Here is a 16868-nt window from a genome sequence, read left to right on the forward strand (position 1 = left end):
TGTGAAAAACAGGGGACTTATTGGAGCGAAGTGGAATTCCCGCCTTAGCGGGACTAACAGGCTTTACCAACTTGTCCGCCAGCTGAATCCCGTTAGCGGGCATTGTAACATGACACAACGTAACAATGACAGAATTTTGGGACCATGCATTTAAGGACAAACAAGAGATGTGGGGATTAGAACCAGCAAAATCTACCACATTGACAAAGAACTTTTTTGTTGAGCAAAAAATAAAAATTCAGAACAAGTTGGCTCGAATGGCGGAAATAGAACAGACACATCCAATAGCCCTTGATAAAAGCGATTTATTAGCTTTTCTGGTTGGCAGAGTCGGTTCCCTCCTTTGTCACGTCAATCCAAAACCGCCGGATCTGTCAGGATGATCAAATCCGCAAGCTCCCCATAGGGTGCCCAGTCGGGGTTTTCAAAATCATCCGAAGAGAAACAACTGATGGTCACCACCTCGATCCGATTGTTTAGACGACGCAGTTCTTCCACGGTTCCCAGGAAGTAGTCGCTATGAAAGCGGCCATTTAGGTGAAAGATTGGCGTTCTCCGGTCCTTTTTCCACGTACGCCAAATGCTCTCTGCCATGGTCGCATCCCGAAGCAGCTGAGCATGAAAGACGGATGGCCCCATTCCATGGCCATGACCGCCCATGGCTTCGTCAAATTTACGCTGATATACGGGACGCTGTGTATCGATCGGAAGTTTTGCCATCCATGGACGGGATGCTCTCGGCAATGCTTCCAATGCCGCCAAGCCCCTTCTCGCCACTAGATTAGCGTAGCGAGTAGGGACATTGGCTGCGATCACCTGCTGTCCAGACTCCATGGCCAAGTCCACCAAAGGAGCATAGTCTGAGTAGTTCCCCCATGCCTTACCCTCCTCCTGTAGCTTCGCTTCCGTTATATGCCCTTGCAGGTACTCATCGACTACCAGTTGGGCGTCCCGCTCAAACATTTCCATGCTGAGGGTAACCCTGCCCAACCGCTGTATAAGCGCCTTATATACCTGGTACTGCAGGGCATGGGCTATGCTATCGTTGTGTTCCTCTCCAAAAAAGACCACATTAGCCCCTATCAACCTGTCGACGATTTGATCCAAGGTGATTTCACGCCCCTCTCCCACCGCAAATACTTTGGCATGCGGATGCCCGGCTACCTGCGCCTGCGCGGAAACCAGCAGTGCAAAGTAGGTCCCAAAAAGCACAAAAATCAGGGTTTTATTCATGTGTCTATAATTGATTTTTCAAAGGTCACATGGAATCTCGCACGAATTATAATCTTCCCTACGTATGTCGCTTGCGTCGTGCTCGATTTCATGTGTCTATACTTGTTTTTCAGCGGTCATAACTTATCTCGGTTTATCGAGATGCCTGTCCGGTAGGTAGGCTCAATTTCATGATTTTTTCCCGACATCGGGGCCTTTAGTAATTTTTGTCACTGAATTTGCTCCCAAAAGGTACCAAATTTGTGTCCATAAAGTAAGATACGGGAGCATAATCTTCGAAAGGGGCATATTCCCGGATTGAAACAATTAACGAACCAAATTTAAAACAGAAAAAGATGTTCTTCGAATTAGTATACGACAAAAGTTTGGCGCAGGCCAGTTATGTAATCGGATGTCAAGCAGGTGGTGTGGCCGCTGTAGTGGATCCAAAGAGAGATGTGGATACCTACCTTCAAATTGCCAAGGCAAACAACATGAAGATCACCCACATCCTGGAAACCCACATTCATGCAGATTTCCTCAGCGGATCAAGAGAATTGGCTGCACTGACCGGCGCGGAGCTGTACCTTTCTGACGAAGGAGACGAAAACTGGAAATACGCATTTCCGCATAACAAGATCAAACACGGTGACAACATCAAACTGGGCAATCTGAACTTCGAAGTATTGCATACACCTGGCCATACTCCAGAACATGTAAGCTTCTTACTAACAGACAAACCTGCATCGCACGAGCCTGTCATGCTGTTTACCGGTGACTTTGTGTTTGTAGGAGACGTGGGAAGGCCTGATTTGTTAGAGCAAGCCGCAGGGCTCAAAGGCACCCAAGATGTAGGAGCAGCTCAGATGTTCGACTCACTGAACGAATTCGTTCAACTTGGGGATTATATCCAAGTTTGGCCGGGTCACGGTGCCGGTTCTGCCTGTGGCAAAGCGCTAGGTGCGGTCCCTATGACCACCGTGGGATACGAAAAAATCAGAAACTGGGCCTTGCAAATGCTTAACGACAAAACGGCCTTTGCCAAGGAACTGTTGGCCGATCAGCCGGAACCACCGAAGTATTTTGCCATGATGAAGAAGCTCAATAAGGTGGACCGCAAACTCCTCACAGAGGTACCTAAGGTCAAAAACCTTTCTGAGGCGGCCTATCAAGAAGCCAAAACATCCGGTTTGCGCATCATTGACACGCGTACCCCAGAGCAATTTTCCGAAGGATTTTTACCTGGTGCCTATAATATCACGAACAACAACTCCTTTTCCACCTGGATGGGCTGGTACATGGATTACGAATCCTATTTTGTACTGGTGGCCGAGGAAAAGGAGATAGAGGACCTAACCCGAAAGCTGATGCGTATCGGTATGGACAATATCCAGGGATACATCACCCCGGCTCAATTGATAGAGTTCGAGGCAGGCAACTTGGAGAGTTATCAGCCCATTACAAGGGAAACCGTGGAAGCAAAACTGGAAGAAGGTGACGTACAGGTGGTAGATGTTCGCGGTGTGGCCGAGTACAAAAAAGGCCACATAGACGGATCAGATAACCTCTTCGTAGGTAAACTACCCGACAACTTGGATAAAGTAAGTAAGGACCAGCCGGTGATCATTCACTGTCAGAGTGGCGGAAGGTCGGCGATCGCCTACTCCATCCTGCGCGCGCACGGATTTGACAACGTGCAAAACTACGCAGGAGGATGGGTAGACTGGAGCACAGCAGTAGCGGTAAGCGGCTGATTTAATTTGCACTTTAGGTTTAGTAAACTCCGCGGGGGAATTCCGGATATATGGAAACTCCCTCGCGGAGTTTTTTTTTAAGTCTGTAAGTTATTACTATTTGGCCAAAACTTGTCCCAGTTTATCAGGATGCCAACTTTTCACGACGAGACAGACAACGTAACCATCAGACCTCGAGAAGCCAATACTAGATATCCCCTATCCACTGAAGGTTTCATTTATATAATATTGTCGAAGCGATACCGGCGGGTTTTTTGCCCAATTTCGGTCATTTTATCTGCCGTTTGACAGGCCTCATTTTCAAATAGCAAAAGGCAAGTATCCGATTTCCGCCATTATGCCTTATATTAAGCGCCAACTCTAGGATCACCTATCATGCCCGCTATACCTGCCCGCCTGTTCATTTTTCTACTGCTCTACCACCTGTTCTTTACGATGGTTTTTCACCAGTACCTGATGGTGCACGGGGGGGATTCAAGGGCCTATTGGGAGTTTACCATTGTGAACTACCGACCGGCTTCGCAATGGATGGACTACTTTGAATACGGTAATTTTTTCATGCAGTGGTTAAATTACTTCCCTGCCCAGCAATGGGGGCTGCCGTACTTTGTTGGAAATCTAATTTACAGCCTGGTGGGATTTCTAGGATTTGCGGAACTTCTTCGCTTGGCGCTGGCACATTGGGGGTGGAAAGAGGGCCGTATCTGGGAGAATTCCTGGGTTCTCGCCCTGTTTTTGCCCGGAGTCCACTTCTGGACCGCCGGAATAGGTAAAGAAGCCGTGTTGTGGATCGGAACCATTTGGGTACTGAAGGGCCTTATGGCCCCGCTGACGAAAGGGTATTGGGCGCTACTGGGACTATTCCTGACGCTGATGACCCGTCCCATTCACGGCGCTCTACTGCTATTGATTGCATCGGCGCAGCTTATCATCGAACCTAAAGTTCAATCTTCCTGCTATCGCTGGACCCTATGGTCGGGTCTTGTGCTGGGGGCCACCGTTGCATTTGTGATCCTACTTCGACAAACCCACCTGAGCAGCTTAAGCATGGATGCTGTCCTCGATTTTCTTTCTAGTCAGCAGCAGTTCTTGGAAAGCCATGGGGCCAAAAGCTATATTCCTATGCAGGAATATGGGTTGGCTGCGCGCATTTGGACGGTCCTTTTCCGACCACTACCCTGGGAGGCACAGGGCATTTGGCAGTGGGCTGCCGCTATTGAAAATATGCTCCTGTTAATCTCCTGCACGATGGCCGCTTTGCTTTATTCTTGGAATCGACCTAGCTTGCGGCTTCCCCACTTTCTGGTAACAGGCTTGGTGCTAACAGGCTGCGTACTCCTTGTGTACTCCTATACTTTAAACAACTTTGGTATTTTAGTGCGTATGAAAAGTATTTTTATGCCTTTTATCGGATTTCTTTGTTGGCATTGTATCGTATTTTCGAAAAAGCGCCCTACATTTGATTGAACACAGTTGTTTTACCCATTAATGTCTCTCCGACCCGTTGAGGAAGTCTTTTTTTGTCATATCCCTTGATTTTGAGTTGCACTGGGGCCGCTTTGATAAAGTATCCGCCAGGGGCCAAGAACTTTATTACGCTAGGGCGCGTGAGGCTGTACCCCGCCTATTGGATCTCTTTTCCGAATTTGACCTTTCCGTTACCTGGGCTACAGTGGGTATGCTGCTGGCTGAAAACCGAGAAGAATGGAGAACCTATCACCCTAGTATTCAACCACTTTTTAATTCTGAAACCTATTCGGCCTACCGTTGGTACGAACGTAACACGACACCAGACAGCCTGCTTTTTGCACCCGATTTGGCCAAGCGAATAGCCAGCTATCCAAAGCAGGAAATAGGGTGCCATACCCATTCTCACTTTTACACCCGCGAAGCTGGAGCCTGCAATGAGAGTTTCAGGGCAGACCTACAGGCGGCCAAATGCATTGTAACGGAAAAGCTGGGGTTGAAAATGCGTTCGCTGGTATTTCCCCGCAACCAATATAGTCCGGAAACCATCCGTATCGCCGGAGAGGAAGGCTTCGATTTCTTACGTACCAACCCTGAGGACTGGTATTGGAGAGATCCCCATGATAATCAGCTGGCCAAGCGCTTGTTCCGAACGGGAGATTCTATGGTTCCGCTTGGACGCAAAACTTCCTATCCGTTGGACAAGATGCGTTTCGACAGCGGTCCACTTAAAGTACCTGCCTCCCGATTTTTCCGTCCGTTCCAACCAAAAGTTCCCTGGATCAACCACATGAAGCTGCAGCGGATCATGCAGGAGATGAGTTTGGCCGCTCATCTTGGAGAGGTTTACCACCTATGGTGGCACCCTCACAATCACGGGCATTACCTCGAAGAGACTTTAGTAGAGGTTCGAAAGGTATTGAACCATTACCTACAATTGCACGAACAATACGGCATGGAGTCTATGAGTATGAATGGTTTTGGGGCATTGGTATAAACATTCGAGTCGATGTGCAGTCGAAGAATTGACTATTCGGAAAAAGGACCTTATTTTAGTTTTCTTCCTCTAAACCCAGAACACACACGGATACATCAAGCTGCAAAAATACAGATTTTGCTTCCTTTACTCCAATCATCTACGATTCACTATTGGTCTTTCATTTATTGATTCGTTCATTTTGTCAACTAAAGGTCCGATTTGTTTCTTCATTGCGTCCGCATTGGATTTAGCTTCTATATATGCACTTTCAGCTTTGTCTACAGATTTAAAGTCAAAATACAACCACCCCCCGCCAATTAATGCACCTGCAAGTCCGAATTTCACTAAGCTGCCTTCTGTTCCTGACCAACTAGCCTGTTCATCAAACATTAATCCACCACCAATCATAGCCGACAAAGCGCCAAGTGAAAGTAATCCAGCTTGTATCATTATCTTTGAATCAGAAGTTAAACGATAAACAGTTCTATCGTACTTTCTTTTACGATATTGAACCACAGCCTCAAGTCTTTCCCATTCCTTTATCTGATTCAATTTGTCGTGATACTCTTTGTTCCATCGATACCTTTCTTTAAGTTCTCTACTCAATTGGTAGATCTCTGTATATTTTTCTGCTCCAATATCCGACCGCGTATACTCTAAAAGAATAAAACTTGCGATCGAATCAGCTTTAAGATAATCTTGATAGTTTTTGTAAGATTGGTCACCATTCTTTTTAAAAGACCGAATCTGTTTCTCAAACTCAACCACTAGCTTCCTTTTTTCAAAGGCGGCATGACTTGATGGATAAAATTCCAACTTCTTGGATATCTGCTTTATTTCCAAGTAGTGGTCCTTAAGAGCAACGCCTTCGTAATCCATAAGATAGGTATCGACATTTTCACGAATTATCTCCAAGGAACTAAATCCACTTCCTCTTCCGGATTCAAAAAGCTTGAATTGGCTCATTATGCGTAGGTACATTATTCTTGGATTGACCTGGCCAAGCATTTTCTCTGCCTCGGCCAGCTTGGTAAGTGTCTGGTTGAAGTTGTTTTTATAAAAGGCTTCTTCTGCTTCCTCGTAGGATAAGATTGCAAACCTATTTTTTTCCTTAGAAATAGGTAGATTTTTCTGATTGCCCCAGAAATCAACATTTGAGGAATTACCGGTTAATTTAAAGACACTGGTTCCCGTTTTCATATCGCCCTTTTTAGCAATATTCATTAAGGTCGTTCTCATTTCCTCTGCGGCAGCTGCTGACGAATAATACCCGACTAACGTAACTTTTGCCGAATTCAGTTTTTTCAACTGCGAAATCACTAAACTCTTCAGTGGCCAAGAAGCATCTGAATACCTCTGAATTTCAAAAACGTTGGTAATTGAAATCGATGGAAAGTCGTCCCCAATCTTAGATTCATCAAAAAAATAGGCGAAACAATATACAGAAGCCCCCATATGATGGGAAGATGTTGGCAATCCACCTTCGGTAAACCGATCGATTATCCCCTTTCTCATTTCCCTCGTCAGGGATTTTTTCTTCTCAGCAATCTCTGCAAGCATCTTTTCCCTCTCCCTTCTGAGAGCTTCAATGGCTTGCTTTCTCTCTTTTTCAGCTTTATTTTGATTGACCAACGAACCAATTGAGTGAATCAATTCACCTACTGCCTGACCTGATGCATCACTTCCATGAAAAGCAATGGCGACATTCGCATTTAAGGCTTCATTTCTTGCATAATTAAGGTTTTCAACTTCCCTAGATATGGCATAGAATTTAGCATTAAAATCCGCCTCCAGTTCCTCTGCAGAGCTATAATTCCCTTGAAAACTTGTCAATTGGCCTAAATTATCTTTTGCTTGGCTAGCCATTTGAGAGGCGTAAAAACTTTGTGAATAGAGATGATTTTGACTCGCCAAACTTCTGTTAAAATCTTCCTTTTCCTGAAAAAACTTCTCCGTCTTCTGTTGTTGTTCACGGGAGAAATCACTAAGTGCCTTTTCGTTTTGGTTCAGTGCATGTTGATTTGAGCTACTGCTATATGTATTATTGGTAGTTGAACTCCCGTTTGAATTGGCAACCACGTTGGTCGAAGAGTTTGTCGAATTTGATGAAGCCTTCGAAGCCTCTATAGCTTTCGTCTGTTCAACTACGTTGTACTCCCTAATCTTATCTATAATCTCTAGCGTCCCCCTAAAACCAACCCGCTTGAGACCAATCACCTGAATATTGAAACCCTCAATGGAGGCCTCTTTGGAGAATTGGATAATCTGGCCATTCGAATCTCTGAGCACCCCTCCAATATCGGACATTTGGGTAGTAATCATTTGGGATTCACCGGACACCACCACCTCAAAGGAAACAGAGCTTGCTCTGACGGAGTTAAACGCCTGCGCACCGATCATCTTGTCCGTGTATTCCTTTCCGTTGTACCTGTACCGGTATTGAAAGCCTCCCTTTGGGCTTTGGGCGGTGGAGGGCTGCCATTTTATTCTCAAGTGCAGCGAACTGAATTCGTTTCCCCGAGACAAACTCAGTTCTGGCGTAATTTCAAACCCACAGTAAACCAGCCCACTGGCCTGGTCATCGGGTAAATTAAATCCTACGACCTTTGTGGGCAACGTTTTGCTGGATTGAGCAAAGGAGGCATTGCTAATTAGCAAAAGGCAACCGATCAAGATGTTTAATAAAGCTGTGTCAAATTGTCTCATACAAGGTCAGTAAAAGTTAGCGTTTGTAAAAAGAATACAGGGCGCTAAATTAGAGCGCAGTGTGTGCTGAGGAAATCCCCCAGTTGGGGGATTTTTCACCCTTGGTTGCTTACCGCCAACCTCCTTAATATCTTGCATCTATGAAGCTACAGGACATATATATCTATCCCATCAAGTCGTTAGGGGGCATCCGCTTGGATTCAGCCGTATTGGAAGAACGGGGACTGCAGCACGATCGAAGGTGGATGCTCGTAGATGCGCAGGGTCGCTTTCTCTCCCAGCGATCTCATCCGCACATGGCGCTTTTGGAGGTAAGCCTGCGGCCAGAGGGGCTACGGGTTATCCATAAGATGGACGTGAGCCAGTCGCACTTGGTTCCCTTCGTACCGGAAACGGACCGGATGATCCCAGTCACTATCTGGGATGATCAAGTAGCTGGTCAGGTCGTGTCAGAAACAGCAGGAAAATGGTTTTCTGAAAGGTTGGAAATGCCCTGTGAATTGGTGATGATGCCTGAAAAAGTCCGACGAAAAGTGGATTCAACCTACGCCGAAAACGGAGAAACAGTTAGCTATGCGGACGCGATGCCTTTCTTGCTCATTGGACAGGCATCGCTAGACGAGCTTAATGGCCGTCTCAAAACCCCTGTTCCTATGAACCGCTTTAGGCCCAATCTGGTGTTTTCAGGTGGAACTCCCTACGTGGAAGATGGCTGGACTAGTATCCGAATAGGCAATGCCTTATTTAAGATAACCAAACCCTGTGCAAGGTGCGTACTGACCACTGTGGATCAAGACACGGGCAAAAAAGGGAAAGAACCCCTGCGCACTTTGTCAACTTACAGGAAATTCGCGGAGAAAGTCCTTTTTGGGCAGAACATGCTGCTCATTGAGGGTTCAACCCTCCACATCGGTGATCCGTTAATTCCTTCCGGTATGTAAAAGGCTATTTCTTCGGGCGGAAAGCCTTGATCACTTCCGGATTAGCCTCTAGGTAAGGGCCTTCGATCAGGTCTATACAATAGGGTATGGCGGGAAATACCGCGTCCAAGCACTGCCGTATCGCGGTAGGTTTTCCGGGAAGGTTCACAATTAAACTCCGATTTCGGATTCCTGCTGTCTGTCGGGACAAGATCGCGGTGGAAACGTATTGGAGGCTGACCTGCCTCATCAGCTCACCGAAACCCGGCATCATTTTTTGGCATACTGCTTCGGTAGCTTCCGGGGTCACGTCTCGAAGCGCCGGCCCTGTACCCCCGGTTGTTACTACCAGGCAGCAGCCTTCAATGTCGCAAAGCTCGATAAGGGTTTGTTCCAGCTGATCCCGCTCATCGGGGACCACCCGATAGACCGGTTCCCAAGGAGAAAGGAGGTATTCTGTAAGTGTACGGATGATTTCCTTGCCGGAGATGTCCTCGTATACGTTTGCCGCCGCTCGGTCGGAGGAGGTGATAATGCCAATTTTTATGCTCATTTCGTCTTTTTTTATCCTTCAAAGAAAGGGGTTTTTGCCTCAGATCAAAACACCACCCTGTAACCATCTCCTGACAAACGAGGAGACTACTCCGTGCATCGGGTGCGCGATTTCTCTTCGCAACAGATTTTTAAAAACTAATGCAAAATTCCAGAAAATGCACTAAATTCAACCCGTCAACAAAATTGACCGACTATCCGGAAAAATTTCCTTTATTGTATTGGACGCGCAACGTTACCCTTAGGTTAAACGCGTCGGGAAAGCCCCAGATATGGCTGATTATTACAAGTAGGATCGTATCGTTTAAACCAGTTTTTAACCATCGTACCAACGAATCACCAAATGCAAAGATTTATCGTTTTACTCGTAGCCCTGCTGGGATTTTCAGCAGACCTTGCCGCACAGCAGGAGTTCAAGATTGTTACTATCGTAGAATCCATCGTACCCATGGGTATAGGCAGATCAAGAATTGTAGATAATCAGGCCACCGCCGACTACGAGGAGTTTACTACAGAGCGAACCGACGGTAGAAGGAGTAATCAGCGTGAAATCAGGCGTTCGGATCTTAAAGTAGACGAAATTGAGGAAACGAAGCTGCTAAACTTCTTCAGCGCCACAGGTATCAATTTTCAAAACATCGCCTCCAACGATGCCATCATCTCCTCGAAGATCAACGCCATGCTGGCGGATGGGTGGAAGCTGACATTTGTCACGAGCGGCGTAGAAAGTGACGCTGGAGCAGATGACGGTCAGGGGATTTTTATCACCCGCCTTTTTTTCTCGAAGTAAGGTTTTGGCGGGAAAGGGATGACACGGCAGGCAGTTTTTTCGGCCTATACTGGCTGAATATCCCTGTCTTACACCCCGGAAAATCGTTAGAGCTCCCTCACGGGTATCATTGTAAAATCATCTCAAAATCCAACAATCTCAAATCCCACATCTAACATCTAACAATCCCACATCTAACAATCTCATAGTCTCAATCTCACAATCTCGATTTCACGGAAGAATCAACTAACCCGTTCCTATGGACCTAAATTTCACTTTTTTGTCTATTTTAGCACGGGATGGACGCTATTGCATTTGTTGACACGGAAATAGAGCCAAAAAGTGGGAGAATTCTCGACATTGGCGCCATAAGGGGCAACGGTGTTTCTTTTCACTCCAATGCCACAGCATCCTTTAGTCGATTCCTGCACGGAGCCACCTTCGTATGCGGACACAATATTCTGTCACACGACCTGCCTTTTATCCAAAAAGCGCTCAATCAAGCCGCGATATCCACTGAAAACATCATTGATACCCTATATCTTTCGCCACTGCTGTTTCCTACAAAACCCTACCATGCCCTCCTCAAGGACGACAAACTGCAAACAGAAGAAACCAACAACCCTCTCAACGACGCCATAAAAGCCAAAGACCTGTTCTACGATGAGGTGGCCGCGTTTCAGCGGGCAGGGGAAAAACGGCAACAGCTCTTTTTTTTATTGCTGCATAACCAACGGGAGTTCCAAGCTTTTTTCCGGTACCTAGGATTCACAAGGCCGATGGCAGATTTGGAGGAGCTCATCGGGGAGATCTTCCGATCGGAAATATGCGAACAGGCACCTTTACCGTACCTTATCAAAGATCACCCGATTGCCTTGGCATACTGCTTGGCACTGATTGATTGTAAAAACCGGTATTCTATCACTCCTCCCTGGGTATTGAAAAACTACCCGAAAGTAGCTCACATCATGTCACTGCTGAGAGCCAAACCATGTTTGAGCGGCTGTGGCTATTGCAACAAAGCCTTGGACATACACCGGGGCCTGAAAACGTTCTTTGGATTTGATGTCTACCGAACCTACGCCGGAGAGCCTTTGCAGGAAAACGCCGTGAAAGCGGCCGTGGACAATAAATCCTTGTTGGCTGTATTTCCGACAGGGGGCGGCAAATCCATCACCTTTCAGGTTCCTGCGTTGATGGCAGGAGAAAGCATGAAGGGCCTCAGCGTGGTAATTTCGCCCTTGCAGTCGCTGATGAAAGATCAGGTAGATAATCTGGAAAAAATAGGTATTACCGAGGCTGTCACCATCAATGGCCTCCTCGACCCCATCGAACGGGCAAAATCGATCGAGCGGATTCGGGATGGTAGCGCCTCCCTACTGTATATATCTCCGGAATCGCTCCGCTCAAAGACCATCGAGCGATTGCTCCTTGATCGCAAAGTGGTCCGGTTTGTCATCGATGAAGCGCACTGCTTCTCGGCCTGGGGTCAGGACTTTCGAGTGGATTATTTGTATATCGGAGATTTAATCAAGTCCCTTCAGGAAGCCAAGCACCTCGAAGAGCCCATTCCTGTCTCCTGCTTTACGGCAACCGCGAAGCAAAAAGTGATCGAAGACATTTGTGCCTATTTCAAGCAGAAGTTGGGTATCCGGCTGGAGATATTTCCATCCAAAGCATCCCGAACAAATTTGCATTATCGGGTTTTCGAGCGCGGAGGGGATGATGAAAAGTACAGCACCGTGCGCGACTTAATCGAAGAGAAAAATTGCCCCACAATCATCTATGTATCCAGGACGGGGCGAGCTGCTGCGCTCGCAAAGCGATTAAACGAAGATGGCTATAATGCGCGGGCGTTTCATGGCAAAATGGACAGTCAGGAAAAAACCGCCAACCAAAATGCCTTCATCGCAGGAGATGTTCAAATCATGGTAGCTACCTCAGCATTTGGGATGGGCGTCGATAAAAAGGACGTAGGAATGGTCATCCATTACGAGATTTCAGATTCGTTGGAAAACTACGTACAGGAGGCCGGAAGAGCCGGGAGGGACGAAAACATCACGGCGGATTGCTACGTGTTATTCAACGAGGAGGATTTGAGTAAGCATTTTTTGCTGCTAAATCAGACCAAACTCAATTTACTTGAGATCAAGCAAATCTGGAATGCGATCAAATTTATCACCAAGTTTAAGTCCAGTGTCCAAAAATCGGCACTGGAAATCGCCCGGGCAGCCGGGTGGGACGACAACCTGAGAGAGATCGAAACCAGGGTGACCACCGCCATCGCTGCCTTGGAAGATGCAGGCTATGTAAAGCGAAACCAAAACATGCCCCGAGTCTTTGCCAATAGCATCCTATCCAAGACCGCACAGGAGGCTATAGACCGGATCATGCGCTCCCACCGGTTTAGCGAGGATCAAAAGATCGTCGCTACCCGAATCATCAAATACCTGTTTTCCAGTAAAAATCGTTGGCAGTCGGACACAGACGAGGCAGAGTCGCGGGTCGATTACATTTCCGATAGCTTGGGGCTTGATATCCGAAATGTGATCTCGGTCGTCAACCTACTCCGTGACGAGAAAATCCTTGCCGACGCGAAGGATTTGACAGCCTTTATAAAAGGAGAGGATAACAAAAATCGCTCCTTGGCCATCACAAAAAGCTTTGGATTGATTGAAAACTTCCTGGCAACGGTGTTTGACCAAGAAGAAAAGTCCTACCACATCAAGACGCTAAACGAACAGGCGGAGTTGGCGGGATGCCAAGAGGTGTCCCCGAAGCATCTAAAAACGATCATCAACTTTTGGGCAATCAAGAACTGGATCAAACGGCAAAGTAAAGATTATGCCAAAAATCAGTTGGTGGCCATGACCCTCCTGCCAAAGGAAACAATAAAGAAGAATATCGAAAAAAGACACCTCCTAGCTGATTTTATCATCAATTACCTTTTTGACAAGCATAGAGGGCCGACGGATGCCAACGAAGAATCCACCCATGAATGGTTGGTTGGATTTTCCGTTTTGGAACTACAGCTGGCTTTTGGGAAGCAGATGCAGCTATTTCAGGTCGAAACCACGTTAGAAGACATCGAAGATACCCTGTTTTACCTTTCCCGCATCGAAGCGCTAAAGATTGAAGGCGGATTTTTGGTGATCTATAACAAACTCACCATAGACCGGCTTGAGCAAAACAACCGGGTGCAATACAAGGAGCAGGATTACCAAAAACTGAGTCAATACTACGACCAAAGGGTGCAGCAGATTCACATAGTGGGAGAATATGCTAAAAAAATGATAGGGGACTACGCAGACGCGTTGAAATTTGTAGATGATTACTTTCAGTTAAACTTTCGCTCCTTCATAAACAAGTATTTCAAAGGCAGCCGGGAACTGGAAATCAAGCGAAACATTACCCCGGCAAAATACAGGCAGCTTTTTGAATCCCTCTCCGAGGTTCAGCGCAGAATCATCGATGACAAGCATTCGAAATACATCATGGTGGCGGCTGGACCGGGCAGCGGTAAAACGAAGGTATTGGTGCACAAATTGGCCGCACTGCTTTTGATGGAGGATGTGAAGCACGAGCAGCTTTTGATGTTGACCTTTTCGAGAGCTGCCGCCACGGAGTTTAAAAAGCGCCTGATCGAACTAATCGGAAATGCGGCAAATTTTGTAGACATACAGACCTTTCATGCTTTTTGCTTTGACCTGCTCGGGAAGGTTGGCACATTGGACAAATCCTCTGATATCATCCGAAAGACAATTGAGCGGATCCACCGCAATGAGGTAGAGACCAGCCGAATTACCCGGACGGTACTCGTCATCGACGAAGCGCAGGATATGGATACGGATGAATCCGAGCTGATAAGCCTCCTGATACAAAAAAACGAAGACATGAGAGTGATTGCCGTGGGAGACGATGACCAGAATATCTACGAGTGGCGCGGTGCAGATTCTAAATTCATGCTGAGTTTGATCGACGACAAAAAGGCCACCAAGTACGAGCTGATTACCAACTACCGAAGCAAGAGTAACCTAGTTGCCTTCAGCAATCAGTTTGTACGAACGATATCAGAACGTCTCAAAGAAATCCCGATTCAAGCGCAACAGCAAGATATCGGACGCATAAAGATTGTTTGGTATCAGCACAAACACCTGATTTGTCCCATGGTGGAGGATATTCTCACGACCGAATTTTCGGGAACTACCTGCATCCTGACGCCTAATAATCATCAAGCCTTTCAAATTGCTGGTATGTTGACCAAAAAGGGTCAACCCACTAAATTGATTCAAACGAACGATGGTTTTAGCATGTACAACCTCGCAGAGGTCCGTTTCTTTCTTCATGCGCTGGAGCTGGACGAGGATGTGTTTGTCCTGAGCAACGAGGTATGGGATCAGGCAAAAAGGAAACTGAAAGAAAGGTACAGGCATAGCAGTAAATATGATATATGCGACAACCTGATCCAAGATTTTGAAGGAACCCATACCAAGAAGAAGTATAAATCTGATTTTGAGGTATTCGTCCGAGAGTCGAAGTTAGAAGACTTTATCAGTCCAAACGGTGAGACGTTGTTTGTCTCTACCATCCATAAAGCGAAGGGCAGGGAGTTTGACCATGTTTTTTTGCTCCTAGAAGATTTCGAACCAAAAGATGACGAGAGAAAACGGCAGCTATATGTAGCCATGACGAGGGCAAAAAAGGCACTGACGATCCACCTCAACGGAAACTACCTGGATCGCATCCAAACCGAGGGAATCACCCGAATCAAAAGCCATGAACAAAACCAAGCTCCGGAGGGGGTGACCTGGCACCTTTCACGTCGGGATTTGAACCTCGGGTATTTTCGGTTTGTGCAGCGGAGGGTGACTTCCTTGCATAGTGGGGCCACACTCGTTGTATCCGAAGGGGGATGCAAAAACAAGCAAGGGCAGTGGGTGTTAAAGTTTTCCAAGCGATTTATCGCAAAAATGGCAGAATGGAACGCAAGCGGTTTTGAAGTAAAAGAAGCCAAAGTTAATTTCATGGTTTACTGGACCGAGGATGAACGGGGCGCTGAAGTACTGATCGTATTACCTGAATTGTATATGGAAAAGTCCAGATCGGTCACAAGCGAGGTGCCGATCGTGCATGCCTAGGTTGTTTTTAGGAAAGATGGATGTCCATCAAATCCCATATTTGCCGGGAAATTGATACCTGCTGGCAGAAGAATGCGAGGAGTCTGCGGCTCTAGGTGGGCCGCTTGATACCGGGCCAAATGGTAATTTGTAGCTACCTTATAAAATCCGCAGAAAAAAGGTTATATTTAGCAGTAAACCAAACATAACCTGATACATGTGGTATTTGATGCTTTTTCAATGGCTAATTGCCGACCCTTCCCCAAGCCTGACTCCCCATTTTGAAGCACAGTTACTGGATGACAAGGTAGCTATTGGCTATGGGCTTGCGATAGGCGACGTGGACGGAGATGGCAAACCGGACATCCTACTGGTAGATAAGAATGAATTTGTGTGGTACCGAAACGGTGACTGGAAGCGCTTTGTGATGGTGGAAAACCTGACGGAGTCTGACAACGTCTGCATAGCCGCAGCAGATATAAATGGTGATGGGCAGGTAGAAGTAGCGGTAGGGGCACAGTGGAACCCTGGCGAAACCACCGATCCGGTCAAATCCGGCTCTGTACATTACTTGATCAGGCCGGCGGACCCCACCCAAAAGTGGACACCCGTGCGGCTGCACCACGAACCCACGGTGCATCGTATGCGCTGGGCCAAGGCGGGTGACAGGTATCAGCTGATCATGGCCCCGTTGCATGGCCGAGGCAATAAAGGCGGCGAGGGCGTAGGCGTCCATATCATTGCTTACGAAGTTCCCTCAGACCCTACCCAACCTTGGGCTTATACGGTCATTGACGATTCGATGCACATCACCCATAATTTGGACGTTTTTCCAGACGAGCACGGCGATGCGGTGTACATTGGCGGAAAAGAAGGCGTGAAAGCGTTTCAGTTCACAGAGGGGCGCTGGACGGCCCATCGTGACGGAGCTTGGCTGGTTGAGGGACATTCCTTCGGAGAATTGCGGATAGGTACCGGAAAGGATAGCCGAAAATTCCTCGCTGGAATAGAACCGCTGCACGGCAACCTGCTAACCACCTACATCCCTACCAATGGACCGTTCAAAAAGGAACATCTAGAGCGTACCGTACTAACAGATCAATTGAACCAAGGGCATGGATTAGCAGCTGTTGATCTCTTAAAAATGGGACAGGATCAACTAGTGGTTGGATGGAGAGAGAAAAATCAGGCAGGTGAAATAGGCGTACAGCTATACATCCCCAAAGGCACCAACGATTGGGAAGTGATCTGGATTGACGAGGGAGGCATGGCCTGCGAGGACTTGCAGGTAGCCGATCTCAATGGAGACGGGAAACCGGATATCATTGCTGCCGGTAGAGCGACCAACAACTTAAAGATCTACTGGAATAAAAGCCACTAATGCCCACTCCA

11 protein-coding genes are annotated in these 16868 nt (G+C 47.0%); 8 read left to right on the top strand and 3 right to left on the bottom strand.

The window, feature by feature from the left end; all coding sequences use genetic code 11:
• The first annotated feature begins 125 nt into the window (after positions 1 to 125).
• Positions 126 to 383 (top strand): hypothetical protein, encoded by a 258-nt coding sequence (locus JJU34_RS03015; protein WP_228690850.1) that lies wholly within the window; start codon positions 126 to 128, stop codon positions 381 to 383.
• Here the strand turns inward: JJU34_RS03015 and JJU34_RS03020 are convergent.
• On the bottom strand, positions 352 to 1233 hold the full coding sequence (locus tag JJU34_RS03020; RefSeq protein ID WP_228690851.1) for a ChaN family lipoprotein: 882 nt from the start codon (positions 1231 to 1233) through the stop codon (positions 352 to 354). The two genes, JJU34_RS03015 and JJU34_RS03020, sit on opposite strands and share 32 nt — an antisense overlap.
• 335 nt (positions 1234 to 1568) lie before the next feature.
• Between JJU34_RS03020 and JJU34_RS03025 the strand changes: the two genes are divergently transcribed.
• The 3 genes from JJU34_RS03025 to JJU34_RS03035 all read left to right on the top strand — a co-directional run bounded on the left by JJU34_RS03025 (position 1569) and on the right by JJU34_RS03035 (position 5430).
• Entirely contained in the window at positions 1569 to 2966 is a 1398-nt protein-coding gene (locus tag JJU34_RS03025; RefSeq protein WP_228690852.1) for an MBL fold metallo-hydrolase, read from the top strand.
• Positions 2967 to 3341: 375 nt separating this feature from the next.
• A complete protein-coding gene (locus JJU34_RS03030; RefSeq protein WP_228690853.1) occupies positions 3342 to 4433 on the top strand; it encodes a hypothetical protein in 1092 nt (363 codons plus the stop codon).
• 37 nt (positions 4434 to 4470) lie between these two features.
• Positions 4471 to 5430, top strand: coding sequence for a polysaccharide deacetylase family protein (locus tag JJU34_RS03035; protein WP_228690854.1), 960 nt, complete (start codon positions 4471 to 4473; stop codon positions 5428 to 5430).
• A gap of 135 nt (positions 5431 to 5565) precedes the next feature.
• Here JJU34_RS03035 and JJU34_RS03040 read toward each other — a convergent pair whose 3' ends face one another.
• On the bottom strand, positions 5566 to 8118 hold the full coding sequence (locus tag JJU34_RS03040) for a hypothetical protein (protein WP_228690855.1): 2553 nt from the start codon (positions 8116 to 8118) through the stop codon (positions 5566 to 5568).
• A gap of 140 nt (positions 8119 to 8258) precedes the next feature.
• Here JJU34_RS03040 and JJU34_RS03045 point away from each other — a divergent pair, with 140 nt between their 5' ends.
• Positions 8259 to 9059, top strand: coding sequence for an MOSC N-terminal beta barrel domain-containing protein (locus JJU34_RS03045; protein ID WP_228690856.1), 801 nt, complete (start codon positions 8259 to 8261; stop codon positions 9057 to 9059).
• A 4-nt stretch (positions 9060 to 9063) separates the two neighbouring features.
• Here the strand turns inward: JJU34_RS03045 and mog are convergent, their stop codons facing one another.
• On the bottom strand, positions 9064 to 9591 hold the full coding sequence (mog, locus tag JJU34_RS03050; RefSeq protein ID WP_228690857.1) for a molybdopterin adenylyltransferase: 528 nt from the start codon (positions 9589 to 9591) through the stop codon (positions 9064 to 9066).
• A gap of 342 nt (positions 9592 to 9933) precedes the next feature.
• Here mog and JJU34_RS03055 point away from each other — a divergent pair, with 342 nt between their 5' ends.
• The 3 genes from JJU34_RS03055 (at position 9934) to JJU34_RS03065 (ending at position 16857) form a co-directional block, all read left to right on the top strand.
• A complete protein-coding gene (locus tag JJU34_RS03055) occupies positions 9934 to 10380 on the top strand; it encodes a hypothetical protein (protein ID WP_228690858.1) in 447 nt (148 codons plus the stop codon).
• A 278-nt stretch (positions 10381 to 10658) separates the two neighbouring features.
• Positions 10659 to 15497, top strand: a complete 4839-nt coding sequence (locus JJU34_RS03060) for a RecQ family ATP-dependent DNA helicase (RefSeq protein WP_228690859.1) — start codon at positions 10659 to 10661, stop codon at positions 15495 to 15497.
• Between the two features lie 196 nt (positions 15498 to 15693).
• A complete protein-coding gene (locus JJU34_RS03065) occupies positions 15694 to 16857 on the top strand; it encodes an FG-GAP-like repeat-containing protein (RefSeq protein WP_228690860.1) in 1164 nt (387 codons plus the stop codon).
• Positions 16858 to 16868: the final 11 nt, after the last annotated feature.

Origin of the sequence: Lunatimonas sp., from assembly GCF_020832325.1 — a bacterium.
GTDB lineage: Bacteria > Bacteroidota > Bacteroidia > Cytophagales > Cyclobacteriaceae > Lunatimonas.